We start from the raw sequence: 17,234 nt of genomic DNA on the forward strand, positions 1-17,234 counted from the left end.
AGCGCTGCCGAGGGCTCGCGGCCCGGAACGGCGTGCGGGGCGTGCGTTGGGAAAGTACGAATAGTGCGAGAGTACCGTTAAGACGTCCAATATCTTTTTCGGGGGCGATTAGGTCGAAAAAGGTATTAATTGGCCGCTGCGACCCGCGCGAGCGCAAACCTCTCGTTCATGTGAGCGCCGGCGTGAAGGCGGTGTAGCGCGGATCGAGGTCGCGCGCCGGACTCAATGCGTCCAGATGTGCCCCAGCGCGGCGGCATGGTCGGCGGCATGTTCCGCGAGCAGCCGGCGCATGGTCGCCAGCAGTTCCGGCACCTCGACGGGCTTGCGCAGAAAGCCGTCGTACCGCACGAACGCGGGCGGGCTCGGCTCGGCCGACACCAGGATAAACACCGTGTCGGCGAGACCGGGCGTGTTGCGGATTTGCTGGCACAGCGCACTGCCGGACATCACGGGCATGCGCCAGTCGGCAACGACGACATCGACGTTGGCCGAGCGCAGGATATCGAGCGCGGCCCTGCCATCCGGCGCGGCTTTCACATCGAATCCGTCATGCTCGCAGCAGATTTCCCAGGCTGCCAGCGTCTCGGGTTCGTCGTCGACCAATAGCACCGTCGTCATGTTTCACTCCGTCCTGGGCGGTATCCGCGTGGACGTCAGGAAGGGTTCCTGGCTGCTGCGATCCGTGGCTGCGATACCTTTGTACATACTAATAAATCCAGCATGTTTTTGAAGCGAAATTTTTCGCGCGACGACGGCTCGAACAATCGGAACGGGGCGCGGAACCGCGCCACGATGCGCGCATAATGCAGAGATTCCTTTCTTTGGAGAGGTGGAGGCACATATGGCTACGTTTGCTATCGACGGCGTGCGCATCAACCCTGCAACCGACCGTGTCACACACGTGCGCTGGGCTCCCATCGACCTGAAGACGCACGACTCGCTATCTCCGAGCGCGGTGGTCGAGGTGGCTGAGGTGGTCAGGGCGATTCAGGCGGGGAACATTTGCTGGTCCCTTTTCACGCTTGGCGGCGCGAGATTTCTGGGTCCCAAGATCAAGATCGTCGCGCATACCAACGGCCCTGACGGGATCGACACCGAGGTCCCCGATGGGAGCATCGAAAAGTCCATCGACGATCTTCCGCAGGTCTGACGCGGCGCCGATACCGGCAGCCGGTCCGTAGGGAAGTCACGCAAGCGCGGGTTGAGGAGGAGGCCGGCTCAAGCCGGGCCGCTTCCTTGATCCGCCGATTGACGCGGCCGGCTCCGCCGGCGGTGTCGATCCGTCGCGGCATGCCGTTCCGGCGGGGCGATCAAACCTCGAATTTCAAGCGGGTTTTCGTGCTGGCGGTACGCCGGTTTGCGCCGGCTGCCGGACGACGAGCACCGGGATCTGACTGTGCGTCAGGACCTTCTGCGTCTCGCTGCCGAGCAGGAACGCGCGCATGCCGCTTCGACCGTGGGACGCCATGACGATGAGATCGCAGTTTTGCCGCGCTGCAACGCTGATGATTCCCTCGTAGGGATGCGCGCGGTTCATCGCCACGGTATCGCACTCGACGCCGGCATGCGCAGCCGCTTCCGCGACGACCGCGAGGTAGCCGTCCGCCTGCTGCCGGGCGATCTGAATGATGCGCTCCTCGTTGTCGGCGATCATTTCGGTGCCGTAGGCGAGGACGTGAAATTCAGGAATGACATGAAGCCCCGTGAGCTTGGCTCCATTTTCCACGGCGAGCGACACCGCCATGCGAATGGCGGCCTCGGAGAGCGCCGAGCCGTCGGTCGGCACCAGCAGATGCTTGAACATACGTTTTCTCCCCGCGCCTGGACCCTTCGCATTGACAGCGTGTTTCCGGCCCTAGCTACTGCTTCAACTGTAGTTCGTCCGCGCGCGAAAACAAGGCGGCACGCGCGCTCGCTAACGGTCGTGCTCGAGCGCTTTCAGATAGGCGTCGCCGGCGTCCTGAGCAGCAGCGCGCATCGCGTAGGTCTCGTTCGACACCAGCGAACGCTTGACCTGTTCGGCGCCGAAGTCGACCAGTGTGATGACCCACACATAGGCGCCGGACTGCTCGGCCGTTTGCACGAAAGCACGCACCTGCTTGCTGTCGTTTGCCTTCATTTTCATGGTGAGCTCCTGAGCAAGAACCGCGCAACGAAAGCGGCTCTCGCAACGTGTGCCCGCTGGATTTACGGGAGTTTGCCGATAACCGCGCCGATTTCGCTCTTCGTGAAGGCACGCAGCGTTTGCGTGCGGACGTTGCCCGCGGAGCCGAGCGCGAAGCCGAACGCGGCGAAGTTTTGCTCATCCTGTGCCTCGACGATGGTGACAATGTCGTATTGCCCCAGCGTCCAGAAGACCTCTTTCATTTCGCAGCCAAAGCTTTTGGCCAGCTCCGCCACCTGGCCGGCGCGCTGCGGGCTGTTCTTGATGGTGCGGATACCCTGATCGGTGAACTGTGCAAGAACCACATACGTTGCCATGACGATTCCCCTTACGATTAGTACGAGTCGGGATTCATACGCGCAAGCACGCCCGATCGTCATACTCGAAAGCGTTCCGCGCGTAACCTGATTTTAGGCAATCGAAGCGTGTGTCACGGCGGTTTGGCTTGCCTCGCAGTGGGGAAGGCGTGAAGCGCAGACACAGGGCCCGCGCGATGCTGCCGGCGCAGCGGGAACGTTCGCCGCGCCCTCGCATCGGTTCATGGCGCGATGCCGAAGCCGAAGTAAGCTCGCTGCGAACTCACACGGTCGACGTTGCCGGAATCAGGGCGGCCTGGCCGCGATGCGCGCCGGTCTCATCGCGCAGTTGCCAGACCACCGCGTTTTCGATCCAGAAGCGCTTGCCCGACCTGGTCACGCGCATGCCGCGATAGGCGGCGACGAATCCATCGCGTTGCACCTGTTCGAGAAAGGCTCGACGTTCGTCGCGATCGGGTGCTTCCGCCGATAAGCGCGACGGCAGCGCCGTCAATTCGTCCCAGCCGTATTCGAACAGTCTCTGAGCCGTCAGGTTGCCGTACACGAACACCGGGTCCGCTTCGGTGTTGTGCGCGAGCACGCCGAATGGCGCACTTTCGTAAAGCCATCGTGCCGCGTCTTCGATCGGCACCTGCGCGGGAACAAGCGGCTTGCCGAGGAGGCGTGCGTAGCTATGGGAAAGCAGGTTAAAAAATTCGCGATCAGTCTGTAGGTTCATGTTCGTCGTTCGCTGCGTGGCGGTCATATGCATCTTCTCCTTGAGGCGCTCCAGGCCGACGGCAGTATAACGGCGTGCCCGTGCGCTCGCGCGGCATCCGATTCGCATAGGTCATGAGGATGGAACCCCACGCTTTCGACTAGGGGTTTCCGCTTATCGCGTGAGCCGCCCAACGCGTCGTTAACCGAAGTATGCGTAGGGCCGGCCAGATATCGGATGTGCCCGCGCGCAGCAACAGGAGAGATGTCATGAGCTTGCCCGTTCGTACCGCCGCCGTCGCTCAGTCGACCCATTCCAATGCGCGTGAAGCCGTTCGGGAAGTGCACGCCGCGCTCAATGCGTGCGAGGGCGCATTGGTTTTATTCTTCTGCTCGAGTCATTTCGACCTCGAATCGCTCGCGGATGAAATCGGCCATTGCTTCGAAGGCACCGAGGTCATCGGTTGCACGACGGCCGGAGAAATCGGCCCGGCCGGTTATCTCGACCACAGTCTCGTCGCGGCCGTGTTGCCGCGCGCCTCGTTCACCGCCGTGACCGGGCGTCTGGACAATCTGCGCGACTTCACGATCGCACGCGGCCAGGCCTGCGCGCTCGACGCGCTGCATGACCTCGAAGGCCGGGCGCCCGAAGCCGACAGCACCAATACGTTCGCGCTACTGCTGATCGATGGGCTTTCCGTGCGCGAAGAACCGGTGACGCGCACGCTGCAAAGCGCGTTGGGTGATATTCCGCTGGTCGGCGGCTCGGCGGGCGACGATCTGAAGTTCGAACAAACGCGCATATTCCACGACGGGCGGTTCCATCGCGACTGCGCGGTGCTGGTTCTCGGGTCGACGCCGCTGCCGTTCAGGATCTTCAAGACGCAGCATTTCCGTTCCGGCGATGAACGGCTCGTCGTGACGGGCGCGAATGCGGAGTTGCGCACCGTAAGCGAAATCAACGGACTGCCGGCCGCGGCGGAATACGCGCGGCTGATCGGCGCACGCGTGGAGGATCTCTGCCCCGGCCACTTCGCGGCGGCGCCCGTTGTCGTGCTGATCGACGGAACCGACTATGTGCGTTCGATCCAGAAACTGAACGCCGACGGCAGCCTCACTTTCTATTGCGCGATCGAAGAAGGTCTCGTCCTGCGCGTCGCTCGTGGGCTCGATCTCACGGAAAATCTGCGCACCATGTTCTCGGGGCTTCGCAGCGAACTCGGCGAGCCTCAACTCGTGCTCGCGTGGGACTGCATTCTGCGACATCTGGAAATGGTGCAACAGGGTACGCGCGATGTGGCCGGGCGTTTGTTCCAGGACAATCGATCGGTGGGCTTCAGCACGTATGGCGAGCAATACGGCGGCGTGCACGTCAACCAGACCTTGACCGGCATCGCGTTCGGTGGCGGAGGGGAGGTTGAACGTGCCTGACGCCTCGGCTGTCGCCGCCGTATCGGATGAATGCGTTGCCCTGCAAGCGGAAATCGTGCGCTTGAACAAGATGGTCCGATCGTTGATGGACCGCGCGGAGCGCAGCACGATTGTTTGCGGGTCGGACTTCAGCCTGTTCCAGATGGCCGTCACGCTCGAGGACCAGGTCCGGCATCGCACCCGCGAACTCGAGGACGCCCTGCGCGACAACAAGAAGATCACGCATGCGCTGGAACGCACCCAGCTTCTGATGAAGCAGGAAATCGAGGAACGCCGGCGCGGCCAGGTCGAACTGGAGCGGGAAAAAGAGGCGCAACGGCGCCTGATCGACCAGTTGGCCGACGCGCATGTCAAATTGCTGCAATCGGAGAAGCTTGCGTCGATCGGACAGCTCGCTGCCGGCGTCGCGCATGAAATCAACAATCCGATCGGCTTTGTCGATTCGAATCTTGGAACGTTGAAGAAGTGGGTGCGCAGTCTGCTCGACGTCATGGCGCTGCAAGATTCGCTGCTGACCGGGCTCGATCCCGAGAGCCGGGCTCGCCTCGATAAAGCGCGCAAGGATGCCGATCTCGAGTACCTGATCGAGGACATCAGCGTGTTGATCGATGAATCGATCGAGGGCACCTCGCGCGTGAGGCGGATCGTGCAGGATCTGCGCGATTTTTCCAGGGCGGGCAGCGAGGACTGGTGCGTCGTCGACTTGCATGCGGGTCTGGAGGCAACGTTGAATGTCGTGCGCAACGAGATGAAGTACAAGGCGGAGGTCGTCAAGGATTACGGGGACTTGCCTTCGATCGAATGCATGCCCTCGCAGATCAACCAGGTGCTGATGAACCTGCTCGTCAATGCGACGCAGGCGATTTCCGAGCGCGGCACCATCATGATCCGCACGCGTCGCGATGGGGACGGTGTGTCGATCGCCATCGCGGATACCGGCATAGGCATGTCCGCCGAAGTGCAGGCCAAAATATTCGATCCGTTCTACACCACGAAACCGGTTGGACAGGGCACCGGGCTCGGTCTCTCGGTTTCGTATGGCATCGTGGAAAAGCACGGCGGCAGGATCGCCGTTGAAAGCAAGCCGGGGGAGGGAGCGTGCTTCACGGTGTGGCTTCCGCTCACGCAGAACCGCGAGACCACCGGGCAGCCTCGACCCCTTTAGCGGGATGTTTGGCAAGATCCCTAGCCAAACCCGGATGGTAGAATCATGTCCCACTCCGCCGATCACTCGCGAGAGGAATTCTCTTCCCATTCGACTTGCCGCGACCCGCCAGGAATGCGATGAGTGACACCCTGCAAGCGCCGTTTGCCGTTCTCTTCGTGGACGACGATGAGATGTCGCGCCAGCACTTCACCCGCGCGGTGAGCGAAGACTATCGCGTGCATATCGCCCGTGGCGCCGACGAGGCGATGGCGGTGCTGAAAGAGCACGCGGCGGAGATTGCGGTATTGGTCACCGACTTCCGCATGCCGGGCCGCGACGGCGACGATCTGCTGCGGCAGGTGGCGCAGGACTATCCGCAAATCGTGCGCATACTCGTGACCGCCTACGCCGACAAGCACATGTTGTTGCAGACGGTCAACAGCGGCGATGTATTCCGCATTCTCGAAAAGCCGCTGCGAACGGAAACCGTGTGCGAGGTCCTGCAATTGGCAATGGCGCGCTACACCGAGCGCGAAACGCGTCAACAGCGGCTATCGGCGATGGACGAGACGCTTGCCTTCCTCGCTCACGAACTGAATACGCCGTTGGCGACGATCTCGCTTTTTGCGCGCGCCGTCGAAGCCGATGTTGCCGAGCAGTACGACCCGGAACGGCAAAAAGAAATCGCCCACGCGGCGAGATCGATGCTCAGCAACGCGCAGTACTGCCTCACGCTGATCTCGTCTTTCTGGGCGACGGTGCATAAAAGCGGCGGCCAGCAGTCCTCGGCGGGCGGTGGAGTCCGCGAGGTGAAAGCGACGCGATTGATCGCCACCTTGCTCGATACCTATCCGTTCGTCGCGTCGCAGCGGGAGTGGGTACAGGTCGACGTGCAAGGCGATTTCGTCGTGCACGCGATGCCCAACTGCGTGGCGCTCGTGCTCTCCTCGTTGTTGTCCAACGCGCTGCGCGCACTCGACGGAACAAGCGCGGCTTCGTTGCGCCTCGAAGTCGTGGCGAGCCCCGAACCGGAGATCCGCATTCGCGACAATGGGCCGGGAATCGCACCGGAAATCAAGGCGCGTCTTCTGCTGGACCCCGTCACGACGTATGCAGGAGCCGGCGGGCACGGCATGGGCATGATCTTTTGCAACCGCATCATGCGATCCTTCGGCGGCAGTCTGCGAATCGAATCCACCTTGGGCGCGGGCACCACGGTCACGATGGTTTTTCCCGCTTCGAAAAGCCGGGCGCGGGCCGCTGACGAAAAGCAATCATCCGGCAGCGAGATTGCGTCGCCATGAGATCGAAGTGACGGGCATCAGCTATCCGTCGCTCAACACGTCGCGCTGACCGCCGCGTGCTCTCGCCGAAACGAAATACGCATGCAGCGCGTCGGCCGAGCGCTCGCCCAACATCGAAATCCGCGCGAGCCAGTCGGCCTCGACGGGCCATTCGCCTTCAATCATCCTCGGATAAATCTGCCGCGCGAATTGGTGCAGCGCCTTTGCGCCGATATTGCCGCTGACGCCAAGAAGAAGATGCAAGGCTTCGTGTGTCGATTTGAGATCGTGGGCCGCGGCGCTCGTGGCAAGCCGCGCCACCAGCAGGCGAATCTGTTCGATGCCGTTGACGAAGGTTTGATCCAGCAAATCGAGCGCCACCAGTTCGTCGAGATGTTTCTCGTCGAGCAGCGCGCTGTCCGCGATTGTCTCGCGCTTGCCGATCGGCATGATTGGCGGTTGCGAAGGATCGGCCCGCGTCGGCGCCTTCAATGCGCGTTGCCGGGCAAACTGCCTTGCAAGCGAGGCATACAGGGAACCGACCTGCACGGGCTTGACCATGACCTCGTTCATGCCCGCGGCGAGGCATGTCTGCACGGCCTCGATATCCGATTGGCTGGTCAACGCGATGATGGGAACCTCGGCATACGAGTCGGCGCGAACGCGAATCAGCGCGGTGGTTTCCACGCCGCCCATTCCCGGCATGTTCATATCCATCACGATGGCGTCGATGCTGCTGTGCTGCTGCAATCGAGCCAGCACGGCCTGTCCATGTTCGGCTTCGACGACGGTCGCGCCGCATCGCTCCAGATACGCTTTGGCAACGAGCCTGCTGTAGGTGTCGTCGTCCGCCACCAGGATCGACTTGCCGGCGAAGCCGTCGAAGCGCTGGCTCAACGGGTACTTTCGACTGCCGTTTTCGAACAGCGTGTGCAAGGAGGTGATCAGTTCGGGCACGCTGCTGGATTTGCTGATGACTTCGTCCATGCCCGCTCGGCGGGCGAGGGCCCGTGCCACGTTTCCGGGCTCGGCCGTATAGGCGGCGATCAGCACATTCCAGTTCGGATACGCATGCCCGGCGCGAATCTTCTCGGTGGTCGTGTAGCCATCCGGAACCGGCATGTTGATGTCCATCAACACGAGGTCGTAGTGCGAGGGCTGCCGAAGCGTGGTCAATGCCGCTTCACCGTTTTCGGCCTCGCTCACGTGGGCGCCCACTTTCGACAATGCGCGCGCGGTTTTCGCCCGCTGGGCGGCGTCGTCGTCCACGACCAGAATGCGCTTGCCGGTAAAAACCGGCTCGGCGCGTTCAAAGATCTTGCGCTCGTAGTCCGCGACTTCGCTTTCGGAGACGACGGGAAATCGCAGCGTGAATTCGGTGAATTCCCCGACTTCGGACCGGCAGCCGATCGAGCCGCCGAAAGCGCGCATCGCACGCTGACAATAGGCGAGTCCCAACCCCGTCCCCGCGGAATTGCCCGCCGTGCGGAAAGGCTCGAAAAGATGCGGCATGATCTCGGGCGAAATGCCGGGGCCCGTGTCGCGAACCATGACCGTCTGCCTGTCGACCGTGAGCGTGAGCGTGGCCGTTGGATGCGTGGCGATGTGATGCAGGGCGTTCTTGATCAGATTGAACAGCGTGAACAGATAAACGGTTTCATCGACCTTGAAGGTGAAGTCTTCCAGCACCACGAGCCTGACCTTGCGGCGCTCCTTGTCATCGCCGAAACCATATTCGTCCAGCGCTTTACGTGTCGTGGCCGCGGCGCTCAAATAGGTGAGGTGATCCGAGCGGATGGGTTTTGCGCTGACTTCGTCCAGCGTCATGGCGATAATGCGCAGGCCCCGCTCGATCGACAATTGGCCGTGGGCCAGATGACGATAAAGCGCGGCCGCATTGTCTTGCGACGACACCGGCGAGTGGTTGGACTCGGTCGCCGCGGGCAGCGCCTCTTCCACGCGATCCAGAACGTGCCTCAACTGGCTGAGGGGATTGCGCATTTCATGGGCAATCGAGCCCGCGAGGGTCTGCAATGCCCGGTTCTTTTCGACAAAGATGCGTCCCTTGCTGATCGCATGACTGAAGGCCATGCTGCACAAGACCACGACCGGCAGCAGTGCGAGGTCGGACTGATTGGCCGCGGTGAGAACGATCGGCGCGGGAGAGGTGAGCACCGCGGCGAGCGAGCCGGCAAATACGCCTATGCCGATGCAGGCCATCAGCAAAAATGGGCTATCGATGCACAGCGCCATGATGAAGATCATCATGACCTCGGTCATCATCCACATGGTGGAGAATGAGTTTCGGATCGCGAGGAACGTGCAAACGAATGGCAGGACGTAGATCAGACAGCAATGCCAATAGATCAGCAGGTAGTGGTTGAACCGCCTCGGCCAATGCGCCTGGAAAATCAGGGGAATGCAGATGAGCGCCGCGCTTAGTCGAAGGAAGAGGTTATCGTAAGGCTGCGGCAGGACATAGGTCCAGACGAGGTAATAGATGGGATGGCACAGGAGGCCCAGTGCGCCGCCCCATCGAATTGCAAACCGGCTTCGTTCCAGCACATCCCGCATGCTCTCGCGCGATATCACCATCAGGCCTCCAATGACACTCACGATCCCATCAGTTCATGCTTGCCGCGATGTTGGACGTCCAGGACGATCGGCGAACCGTCTTTGCCGTGAAAAGGCCCGACCGAAAACCCGTACTTCTTCAGAAGACCGTGCGTATAGGAAACCGACCACACGGGAGGGCTGCCGATAATGAAATCGGAAGCGATGCCTTCCTGCCAGGCGGCGTAGCCTTCGGCGAAACAGGTGTAGCAATCGCGGGTGGTCGGCAGTCTGAACGGGAACGTGGTGTCGAGTCCGGCGGGGCCACGCGCGAAGCACTCAATATATAGCGTATGGTCGCGTGACGCGAGTTCCGCTTCGACGCTCGCGGCCCGCGGATGCGAATCGTCGATCCAGAACTGCGCCCGCTTGAGATCGGCGGCGGTGAGGTAGGGCACGCTGGTACTGCTGGCGAGGATCGCGCCGTCGAAATGCGGCAATGGAGTGTCGGGACTGAAGGTGTGCACCGAAACCCGGGTTTTACCGAGCAGATCCGCTGCCAGCAGCTCCCTGGCTTGTTCCGCGAGCAGGTTCGCCTTGTCCGGCAAGTCGATCAGAACGAGTTCTTTCGGCGCGTCCTTGTAAAGCATGTATTTGGCCACGGTAGTGCCGAGCCGCCCGGCCGCGCCGAATAGCGCGAGCTTCGTTTTGCCGAATTCGAGGTCGAGTTCATTGCAGCAGTGAACCGCCCAGTCTTTCAGCATCGCCGCGGTGGCCGCATGGCCCGTCGTGATGTGAGGCGGCTTGGTATGGCGGGGAAGCGCGCCGTAGTTGCAGGCATAAGGCGTGGAGGCGCCCATCGCCACCATGTTCAATCCCGCCTGCTTCGCCAGTTCCAGAGCCGGAAAAAATTGCGTCTCCCGAAACCGCTTGATGCCGCGCGGGCTTCCAAGCCACAACTCGAGCGGAACCGGACACGCAATATTCGCCCCTATGACTTGCGATGCCGAATAGATGGGCGATGCAATAAAAGGCTCGGTTCTCCAAAGCTCTTCTTCGAACGACGCGTTTCGGTGTTTTACGTTGTGAAATGAAAACGACAGCGTATCCCAGTCTGTAGCGTGAAATAGAAACCCGACGCCGCCTTGTCCGGCCGGCAGATTCTCTCGTATCTCTTCCGGGCGAATGACGCGTTTCAGCGCCAGCGGTGCACTACTCGAGTGCGGATCGGAGCCGGCCCGTTGAGCGGAATCGGTCGGCGCTTCTTTGTAAAGAGAAGTTCTCATTTGGTTTTCCCGTGGGTTGAACTCGCGCTGGAAAATCAGCGCAGCGGCGCCGGTCAAGATGGACCGGCGCTCCTTCAACTTTAGAGAAATCCGCTACTGTGTGTCCGTTTGTTCGTTCGCGAGCATGCCGGCGCCGATATCCCGCTGCCGACCGCCGTGCCCGCCGGCCTGCGGATCGCGACAGAGGCCGTCGCGCTCGCGGACGTGGGCGCTTATTGGACAGATATCGACAGTCTGCGGCGCACCGTTTTCATTCCCCGCCGCGACGATTGACGGCAGGGCCGCACGCTCATGGATTCCCGTTCGACTGGACTCGCGGTCCGGCATTCGCGCTTGCCTGCTCCTCCAGCCACTCGTGCCACACGGCCATCAGGACCGCCAGGATGACGGGCCCCATGAACAGGCCGACCAGGCCGAAGGCCGCAAGCCCGCCCAGTACGCCGAACACGACCAGCAGAAACGGGATCTGGGTCGCGCTGCTGATTACGAGCGGACGGATCAGGTTGTCCACCCAGCTCACCACCAGCGCGCCCCACAGCAAAAGGCCCACGCCGGCGATTGTTTTTCCGGTGACGAGGAGCCATACGCCGATCGCCCCCCAGACGAACGGCGTGCCGAACGGTATCAACGCGATCAGCACGGTAAACGCGGCCAGCAACACCGGCGCCTCCATCCCGGCAACCCAGTAGCCGAGGCCGGCAAGCGCGCCCTGCGCCAAGGCCGTCAGCACGAGCCCGTAGACAACCGCCTTGGTCGTGCCGCCGATGGAGGCGAGGTAGGCGTCGAGACGGTTGCCGAGAAAATGCCGTAATACGCGGCGCACCTGGTCCAATGCGCTTTCGCCGTCCCGATACATGAAAAACAGCGTCAACAGCGCAAAGCCCAATTTGGTCGCATTGCGGCCCACGCCGCCGACCAGTTGGCCGGCCTCGCCGGTCCACTGCCCGGCCCACTCCGCGACTTGTGCGCGAAACGCCGCAGGATCGGTCGATACCTGGTTCAGTAGCTCCTGGAGCCACTGCCCGAGCCACGGAATGCGAGCAATCAGTTCCGGCAGTTGGTGCGGACCGTGAGCGAGGAATACCGCGACGGCCTGATAGGCGGCGACCAGTTCGCCTCGCAACAGCACGATCAGCCAGATCAACGGCACGACGCACGCCGCCGTGAGCACGACGGTCATCAGCAGCGCGCTGGCGTTGGCGTTGCCACGCATCAGCGAGCGCAAGCGGCGATAGGCGGGCCAGGTCACGTAGGCCAGAATGGTGGCCCATGCGGCGGGCACGAGGAACAGGTGCAGCACCACGTAGCTCAACACCACGAGCCCGCCGAGAAGAAACGCGAGGATGATGCGCTTGACCAGCGGCATCGGATGACTTTCGTCCATGAAACGCCTTTGCTGTATGTCCGTTCTCATCACGTGCGGATGAGAGCGAACCTGTGTCCGGCAACGAGCAGCCGCAAATGGAGCGGCATCCCATTTCTTCGATGTCGTTGATGAAAGGTTATCGTAATGACAGTGGGCCGGGAAGGGGCGACGCTCAGGGACGATTCAAGCGTTGAACAATTCGCTGCGCGCCGCGTCGATGATCATCGCGACCGCCGGATGACTGATGCGGCGCTCGATCGAGATCGCAAAGAATTCTTCGACGATGGTGTTGATCTGCCCGACCATCGTCAGCTTATGTTCCGCCTGTAACTGGTTCTCCAGCACGGTTGGCGCGAACAGCAGGCCGCGGCCCTCGCGGCCGAACGCCATCGCCATTGCCCCGTCGTCGAATTCGCCGACGATGCGCGGCGAAATCGCGCGCGACGCCAGCCAGTGATCCAGCTTGCGGCGCACCGCCGATTCCGTGCCGGGCAGCAGCAGCGGCAACTGGCCGAGCGACATCGGAAAGCGTTTGCGGCCGCCTTGCAGCAGCGCCTTGGCGCCGAAGCAGCTAAGCGTCGAACGGCCGAGCCGGTGATTGAACGCCTTGATGTTGACGTCGGCGGGAATGGGCGCGTCCGCGATGATCAGGTCGAGGCGGTGCACGGCCAGTTGCGCGAGCAGCGCATGCAATTTGCCTTCATGACAGATCACACGCAGCGAAGCGGGCGCGCTCAGCGCCGGTTCCAGCAGCCGGTACGCGATCGCCTTCGGCACCGAATCCGCGATGCCGACGCGGAACCGCGATTGCGTGCCGACCTCCTTTTCGCGCCGCACCGCGCTTTCGAGTTCCGAGCCCAGCGAGAAGATCTCATCGGCGTAATCGAGCGCGAGCCGGCCCGCGTCGGTGAGTTCGATCGAGCGGCCGCTCTTCTTGAAGAGCTTTTTATCCAGCGCTTCCTCGAGCAGTTTGATCTGGCCGCTAAGCGTCTGCGGCGTGATGTGCAACTGCTCGCCGGCGCGGACGATTCCGCCCGCATGCGCCGCGACCCAGAAGTAATACAGATGCTTGAAGTTCACACGTGCCTCCCTTGACCACGCCACGTTACGTTTTTCTCGAAGCATCAGCAACAAAAATACGAATTTTCCGTTGTCTCGGATTCGGTTAGATTCAAGCCTCGCCCCGAGGCGTCAGCGGGCGGCTAATGACAGATGACAGAGGTGACATATGGCATCGGTTGCACAATTTCTGCGGTCGAAGGCTTCCCAGACCGTGTGGTCGACCCAGGCATCGGCGTCGGTGTACGACGCGATAGCAATCATGGCTCACCGCCAGGTCGGCGCGCTCATCGTGGCGCACGAGGGGCGCATAGCCGGCATCGTCACGGAGCGGGACTACGCGCGAAAAATCGTGCTGATGGACCGTTCATCGCGCAATACGCCGGTGCGCGACATCATGTCGACGGCGGTGCGCTACGTCAGCCCGGAGCAGACAACGGAGGAATGCATGGCGCTCATGACGGCGCACCGCATACGTTATTTGCCGGTGATCGCGGCGGGGCAGGTGATCGGCATGGTGTCGATCGGCGACCTGATCAAGAACCAGATGTCGGAACAGGAACACACGATCCGGGAACTGGAGCATTACATCCACGGCAATGGTTTGCAGACCGCGCATGGCGGATTGCAGGCCAACCGGCTGCAAGTTTAACGACCGAAAAAATATTACTGTCCGTAAGGTCGTCGCGAGGAAGGATGACGCGCAATGCGGGCAGCCCACAGGCACATCAAGAGAGGTTTTATATGTACACGCATACCATCGATCAACTGCGACGAGTTGCCAGTAAGGTGACGCGCGGGACCGCGGCGCTCGGTCTCGCGGGCGTGCTCGCACTCGGCGCGGTGGCGTCGAACGACGCCGAAGCGAAGCGGGTGGGCGGAAGCCAAAGTATCGGGCGCCAGTCGCAAATGGCGTCGCCGTCTGGTCAAGGGCAACGAAGCCAGCAGGCTCAACCGGCGCAGCAGTCCGCTGCGCAGGCGCCTGCCGCCGCGCCGGCGCGTAATCGCTGGATGGGCCCGCTCGCCGGCCTCGCCGCCGGCTTGGGCATTGCCGCGTTGCTGTCGTCGCTCGGCCTGGGTGAGGGGCTCGCGCAAATGCTGTCGAATGCGCTGCTGATCGGCGCGGTGATTTTCGCCGGCGTCATGCTATTCCGCTTCATCGCCAATCGGCGTCGTCCGGATCTGGCGTACGGGCACGGCGCGGGACATGGCGCAGGGCAAAGCGCCGCGAACCGGCAGCAGACCAACGGCTCGCCGTTTCTGAATCGAACCGGTGAGACGCAGCCCGACACGAACTTTTTCGGCTCGCAACGCGCCTCGACGGGAGCGATTGGAATGGCGGGGGCGGTGAATGCGCCGGCGACTTCGCTCCAGTTGGATCAGGCCGAGTTGCTGGTTTCGGCAAAGACCATGTTCATGCGCCTGCAAAGCGCATGGGACCGCAACGAGCAGGGCGATCTGTTCGAGCTGACCACGCCGGAGATGTTCGCGCGAATCAAGCAGGATCTGGAAAGCCGCGGTAGCCAGCCGAACCGTACCGAGGTGCCGCAACTCGACGCCGAAGTGCTGGGTGTGGAGAACAATGCGGATGAGACTTTGGTCAGCGTGCGCTTTCACGGCCAGATGCGCGAAGACGGCGCTCAGAACGCCGAGCCGTTCCAGGAGGTTTGGAACATTGTTCGCGGCACGCATGGCGACCAGGCGTGGCGACTGGCCGGCATCCAGCAGTTGGATCGCTAACGGCGGCATTGCGCTCGATAGCAGGTGACGGATCGAACGCGGCGGCGGGCGTGCATCAATGGATGGACGCCCGCCGCTTAACTAAAAGACTGGCCAGCGAAATGGCCGCATTCCTGATGAACCGCGCTCATTCGTGACGCGCTCCCGCCGGTGGGTAACCGAACTCGCGCGAATACGCTCGCGAGAACGCCGCCGCGCTGCCAAATCCCACACGCAGAGCCACCGACTTGACGCGGGCGCCTTCCGCGAGCGCCCGATGCGCGAGCTTCAAACGCCACGCGCTCAGATAAGCGGCGGGCGTCGTCCCCACGGTTTCACGGAACGAAACCATGAAGCGGCTGCGGGACATACCCGCGATTTCCGCGAGTTCCTCGATCCGCCAGATGCGCGCAGGCGCGTCATGCAGGGCGACCAGCGCCCGATGAAGCGCAGGATGCGAGAGTCCCGCGAGGAGTCCCGGTTGCGTCGCGCCATTGTCGATCGCGCGTCTGAGGATCATCAATACGATCACCTCGCATAGACGGCCAAGGGCGGCCGTTCGTCCGCAGCGCGCGTCCAGCGCCTCTTCCACAAAAGCGTCGGTAATCGCCCGAAGCGTTGGCGCTTCGCTCAGGCCTACCTGAATGTCTTCAGGCATTGCCGAAACGATCGGATTGACCGCGCCGCCGAAGTACACGGACGCGGCCACGAGCACGTTGGATGGCGACGCCTTGACCGCCCGTTCACCGGTAAGAAGCGCGACCTGTTCGGCTTGCCGATGCGAGTTGCCGAGAACGAGCAGCAGGGCATCGGCATCCGGCTCGCGCGATTCCGATAGCTGAACGGAGAGATCGAAAGCGCGGAAGAAAGCCGACAGACGATCGACTTTGGGTGTCGGGCTGGGACGTTCGATCATGTAATGTGGATTTTTCATGCGTTTGAGTGTGAGAAAGTCTAACTCAGGCGCCGATCCGGCGCGCGCCCGCCACCCACTGTCGAAGGAGATTCTCCATGCTGGTTCCCCGTCAGAAAGCCCCCGAACTGACTGTCGAGACGCTGGCCCACGGTCAGTTCCGTCTCGCCGCCGAGAAGCCGGAACGCATGACGCTGATCTGTTTCTATCGGGGCCTGCATTGCCCCATCTGTGCGACCTATCTGAAAGAACTGGAGCGTCTGACGCCCAGCTTCGCCGAACGGGGCGTCACAACGATTGCGATCAGTTCGGACGACAGAGACCGCGCGACGGCGATGGCCGAAAAAATTGGCGCAGGCAATTTGCGTATCGGCTTTGGACTGCCGCTCGCCGACGCCCGCCAATGGGGCTTGTATATATCGACGTCGCGAGGCAAAACCTCGATCGGCATCGAGGAGCCCGCGCTGTTCTCGGAGCCCGGCGTGTTTCTGTTGAAGCCGGATCAGACGGTCTATTACCTCTCGATCCAGTCGATGCCGTTCGTGCGGCCCAATTTCAGCGAGCTATTGCAGGCGCTCGATTTCGTCATCAAGAACGACTACCCGGCTCGGGGTGAGTACGTGGGCGAGGTGTGAGGGCATGAGCCAGGCCCGCGTTCCGTGTTGCTGATCGACGGCGCACGCGCCGCGCCGCAGTCATCCGGCGATCGGCTCCGCGCTATCGCCGGGGAGCAGCAATTGCGGGACTTGCGAGAACGACCATCCGTCCGGCAGGCGATCGAGTATCCAGATCATGTCGAACCGGTCGCTGGGCCAGATGGCGGGAACCGCGGGCGCTCGGGGCAGGTGTTCGATCAGCGACGGCAGGACTTTATGCTCCCACGCGATCAGCACGATACCCGGTTGAGCCAGCGCGTCCCGCATGAGCGCCGGCCCGTCGTCCTTCTGATGCGCCGTGACGTACTTCACGCGCGAGGTTGCCCGCAGCAGCGCAACCAGCGGCGCGACGGTCTGCATCGCGCGCTTGCTCCTGCTCGCCGGGCCGGTTCCCGGAGCAAACACGGCGGACGGCGTCAGTCGCGCCGCACGCGCCTCGTCGATTGGACAGAAGAAGCGCGCCAAGGCGCCGGCACGCTGCCAGCCGCGAACCGCGAGGCTCTCCTCGTCCGACGTGCCGTCCGCTTCGACGCCGATGCCTTCGTCGGCCCCCGGCTTTTCCGCGTGCCGAATGAAGATGATCCGCTCAGGTGCCATGTTGCCTCCGCGATATGACTGGCTGGGCGCATGAGTTGCGAACGCCG

Annotated in this window: 19 protein-coding genes; 8 read left to right on the forward strand and 11 right to left on the reverse strand. The window is 62.4% G+C overall.

Annotation, left to right across the window (positions count from 1 at the left end; all coding sequences use genetic code 11):
- Window positions 1-222: 222 nt before the first annotated feature.
- The gene (locus tag CUJ90_RS25905; RefSeq protein ID WP_114164165.1) at window positions 223-618 is read right to left on the reverse strand and encodes a response regulator; all 396 of its coding nucleotides are present in this window, start codon (window positions 616-618) and stop codon (window positions 223-225) included.
- Window positions 619-841: 223 nt separating this feature from the next.
- Between CUJ90_RS25905 and CUJ90_RS25910 the strand changes: the two genes are divergently transcribed.
- Complete coding sequence (locus CUJ90_RS25910; protein ID WP_073428908.1) at window positions 842-1,150, forward strand: hypothetical protein; 309 nt, start codon at window positions 842-844, stop codon at window positions 1,148-1,150.
- A gap of 174 nt (window positions 1,151-1,324) precedes the next feature.
- Here CUJ90_RS25910 and CUJ90_RS25915 read toward each other — a convergent pair whose 3' ends face one another.
- From CUJ90_RS25915 to CUJ90_RS25930, 4 genes are all read right to left on the reverse strand, one after another.
- Window positions 1,325-1,804, reverse strand: coding sequence for a universal stress protein (locus CUJ90_RS25915; RefSeq protein ID WP_073428907.1), 480 nt, complete (start codon window positions 1,802-1,804; stop codon window positions 1,325-1,327).
- A 111-nt stretch (window positions 1,805-1,915) separates the two neighbouring features.
- The gene (locus CUJ90_RS25920; RefSeq protein ID WP_114164694.1) at window positions 1,916-2,119 is read right to left on the reverse strand and encodes a hypothetical protein; all 204 of its coding nucleotides are present in this window, start codon (window positions 2,117-2,119) and stop codon (window positions 1,916-1,918) included.
- Window positions 2,120-2,187: 68 nt separating this feature from the next.
- Window positions 2,188-2,481: a GYD domain-containing protein gene (locus CUJ90_RS25925; protein ID WP_073428906.1), complete on the reverse strand. Its 294-nt coding sequence runs from the start codon at window positions 2,479-2,481 to the stop codon at window positions 2,188-2,190.
- Between the two features lie 262 nt (window positions 2,482-2,743).
- Entirely contained in the window at window positions 2,744-3,199 is a 456-nt protein-coding gene (locus CUJ90_RS25930) for an MEKHLA domain-containing protein (RefSeq protein ID WP_114164695.1), read from the reverse strand.
- A gap of 248 nt (window positions 3,200-3,447) precedes the next feature.
- On the opposite strand from CUJ90_RS25930, the gene nosP reads away from it, so the two are divergent.
- From nosP to CUJ90_RS25945, 3 genes are all read left to right on the forward strand, one after another.
- Window positions 3,448-4,608, forward strand: coding sequence for a nitric oxide-sensing protein NosP (nosP, locus tag CUJ90_RS25935; RefSeq protein ID WP_114164166.1), 1,161 nt, complete (start codon window positions 3,448-3,450; stop codon window positions 4,606-4,608).
- Window positions 4,601-5,773 carry a histidine kinase gene (locus tag CUJ90_RS25940; protein WP_073428998.1) on the forward strand — a complete coding sequence of 391 codons (1,173 nt, stop codon included), beginning with the start codon at window positions 4,601-4,603 and terminating at the stop codon, window positions 5,771-5,773. Before nosP ends, CUJ90_RS25940 begins: the two co-directional genes overlap by 8 nt.
- A gap of 119 nt (window positions 5,774-5,892) precedes the next feature.
- Window positions 5,893-7,059, forward strand: a complete 1,167-nt coding sequence (locus CUJ90_RS25945) for a hybrid sensor histidine kinase/response regulator (protein ID WP_073428904.1) — start codon at window positions 5,893-5,895, stop codon at window positions 7,057-7,059.
- A 21-nt stretch (window positions 7,060-7,080) separates the two neighbouring features.
- Here CUJ90_RS25945 and CUJ90_RS25950 read toward each other — a convergent pair whose 3' ends face one another.
- Entirely contained in the window at window positions 7,081-9,633 is a 2,553-nt protein-coding gene (locus tag CUJ90_RS25950; protein WP_114164167.1) for an ATP-binding response regulator, read from the reverse strand.
- A gap of 17 nt (window positions 9,634-9,650) precedes the next feature.
- On the reverse strand, window positions 9,651-10,877 hold the full coding sequence (locus tag CUJ90_RS25955; RefSeq protein ID WP_114164696.1) for a hypothetical protein: 1,227 nt from the start codon (window positions 10,875-10,877) through the stop codon (window positions 9,651-9,653).
- Window positions 10,878-10,985: 108 nt separating this feature from the next.
- On the opposite strand from CUJ90_RS25955, the gene CUJ90_RS32700 reads away from it, so the two are divergent.
- Window positions 10,986-11,150: a hypothetical protein gene (locus tag CUJ90_RS32700; RefSeq protein ID WP_161553724.1), complete on the forward strand. Its 165-nt coding sequence runs from the start codon at window positions 10,986-10,988 to the stop codon at window positions 11,148-11,150.
- Between the two features lie 16 nt (window positions 11,151-11,166).
- Here the strand turns inward: CUJ90_RS32700 and CUJ90_RS25960 are convergent, their stop codons facing one another.
- Together CUJ90_RS25960 and nhaR are read right to left on the reverse strand one after the other, a co-directional pair.
- Complete coding sequence (locus CUJ90_RS25960) at window positions 11,167-12,261, reverse strand: AI-2E family transporter (protein ID WP_114164168.1); 1,095 nt, start codon at window positions 12,259-12,261, stop codon at window positions 11,167-11,169.
- Window positions 12,262-12,426: 165 nt separating this feature from the next.
- Window positions 12,427-13,323 (reverse strand): transcriptional activator NhaR, encoded by an 897-nt coding sequence (nhaR, locus tag CUJ90_RS25965; protein ID WP_073428901.1) that lies wholly within the window; start codon window positions 13,321-13,323, stop codon window positions 12,427-12,429.
- A gap of 148 nt (window positions 13,324-13,471) precedes the next feature.
- On the opposite strand from nhaR, the gene CUJ90_RS25970 reads away from it, so the two are divergent.
- Both CUJ90_RS25970 and CUJ90_RS25975 read left to right on the forward strand, forming a co-directional pair.
- Window positions 13,472-13,954: a CBS domain-containing protein gene (locus CUJ90_RS25970; RefSeq protein ID WP_073428900.1), complete on the forward strand. Its 483-nt coding sequence runs from the start codon at window positions 13,472-13,474 to the stop codon at window positions 13,952-13,954.
- Window positions 13,955-14,046: 92 nt separating this feature from the next.
- A complete protein-coding gene (locus tag CUJ90_RS25975; protein ID WP_114164169.1) occupies window positions 14,047-15,042 on the forward strand; it encodes a Tim44 domain-containing protein in 996 nt (331 codons plus the stop codon).
- A gap of 127 nt (window positions 15,043-15,169) precedes the next feature.
- On the opposite strand, the gene CUJ90_RS25980 is transcribed toward CUJ90_RS25975, so the two are convergent.
- Complete coding sequence (locus tag CUJ90_RS25980; protein ID WP_073428898.1) at window positions 15,170-15,937, reverse strand: AraC family transcriptional regulator; 768 nt, start codon at window positions 15,935-15,937, stop codon at window positions 15,170-15,172.
- A gap of 95 nt (window positions 15,938-16,032) precedes the next feature.
- Here CUJ90_RS25980 and CUJ90_RS25985 point away from each other — a divergent pair, with 95 nt between their 5' ends.
- Window positions 16,033-16,569 carry a peroxiredoxin-like family protein gene (locus CUJ90_RS25985; RefSeq protein WP_114164170.1) on the forward strand — a complete coding sequence of 179 codons (537 nt, stop codon included), beginning with the start codon at window positions 16,033-16,035 and terminating at the stop codon, window positions 16,567-16,569.
- Between the two features lie 60 nt (window positions 16,570-16,629).
- Here the strand turns inward: CUJ90_RS25985 and CUJ90_RS25990 are convergent, their stop codons facing one another.
- Window positions 16,630-17,187: a phosphoglycerate mutase family protein gene (locus CUJ90_RS25990; RefSeq protein WP_114164171.1), complete on the reverse strand. Its 558-nt coding sequence runs from the start codon at window positions 17,185-17,187 to the stop codon at window positions 16,630-16,632.
- Window positions 17,188-17,234 lie beyond the last annotated feature (47 nt).

It is taken from the genome of Paraburkholderia terricola (genome assembly GCF_003330825.1).
In the GTDB taxonomy this organism is placed as follows: Bacteria; Pseudomonadota; Gammaproteobacteria; order Burkholderiales; family Burkholderiaceae; genus Paraburkholderia; species Paraburkholderia terricola.

What these genes read in the sequence shown, in the direction of transcription:
- CUJ90_RS25990 (WP_114164171.1), bottom strand. Translation starts at nt 17,187, where the DNA reads ATGGCACCTGAGCGGATCATCTTCATTCGGCACGCGGAAAAGCCGGGG.
- CUJ90_RS25975 (WP_114164169.1), top strand. Translation starts at nt 14,047, where the DNA reads ATGTACACGCATACCATCGATCAACTGCGACGAGTTGCCAGTAAGGTG.
- CUJ90_RS25985 (WP_114164170.1), top strand. Translation starts at nt 16,033, where the DNA reads ATGCTGGTTCCCCGTCAGAAAGCCCCCGAACTGACTGTCGAGACGCTG.
- CUJ90_RS25945 (WP_073428904.1), top strand. Translation starts at nt 5,893, where the DNA reads ATGAGTGACACCCTGCAAGCGCCGTTTGCCGTTCTCTTCGTGGACGAC.
- CUJ90_RS25920 (WP_114164694.1), bottom strand. Translation starts at nt 2,119, where the DNA reads ATGAAGGCAAACGACAGCAAGCAGGTGCGTGCTTTCGTGCAAACGGCC.
- CUJ90_RS25905 (WP_114164165.1), bottom strand. Translation starts at nt 618, where the DNA reads ATGACGACGGTGCTATTGGTCGACGACGAACCCGAGACGCTGGCAGCC.
- CUJ90_RS25950 (WP_114164167.1), bottom strand. Translation starts at nt 9,633, where the DNA reads ATGGTGATATCGCGCGAGAGCATGCGGGATGTGCTGGAACGAAGCCGG.
- CUJ90_RS25930 (WP_114164695.1), bottom strand. Translation starts at nt 3,199, where the DNA reads ATGAACCTACAGACTGATCGCGAATTTTTTAACCTGCTTTCCCATAGC.
- CUJ90_RS25910 (WP_073428908.1), top strand. Translation starts at nt 842, where the DNA reads ATGGCTACGTTTGCTATCGACGGCGTGCGCATCAACCCTGCAACCGAC.
- CUJ90_RS25955 (WP_114164696.1), bottom strand. Translation starts at nt 10,877, where the DNA reads ATGAGAACTTCTCTTTACAAAGAAGCGCCGACCGATTCCGCTCAACGG.
- CUJ90_RS25915 (WP_073428907.1), bottom strand. Translation starts at nt 1,804, where the DNA reads ATGTTCAAGCATCTGCTGGTGCCGACCGACGGCTCGGCGCTCTCCGAG.
- CUJ90_RS25925 (WP_073428906.1), bottom strand. Translation starts at nt 2,481, where the DNA reads ATGGCAACGTATGTGGTTCTTGCACAGTTCACCGATCAGGGTATCCGC.
- CUJ90_RS25980 (WP_073428898.1), bottom strand. Translation starts at nt 15,937, where the DNA reads ATGATCGAACGTCCCAGCCCGACACCCAAAGTCGATCGTCTGTCGGCT.
- CUJ90_RS25970 (WP_073428900.1), top strand. Translation starts at nt 13,472, where the DNA reads ATGGCATCGGTTGCACAATTTCTGCGGTCGAAGGCTTCCCAGACCGTG.
- nosP (WP_114164166.1), top strand. Translation starts at nt 3,448, where the DNA reads ATGAGCTTGCCCGTTCGTACCGCCGCCGTCGCTCAGTCGACCCATTCC.
- CUJ90_RS25960 (WP_114164168.1), bottom strand. Translation starts at nt 12,261, where the DNA reads ATGGACGAAAGTCATCCGATGCCGCTGGTCAAGCGCATCATCCTCGCG.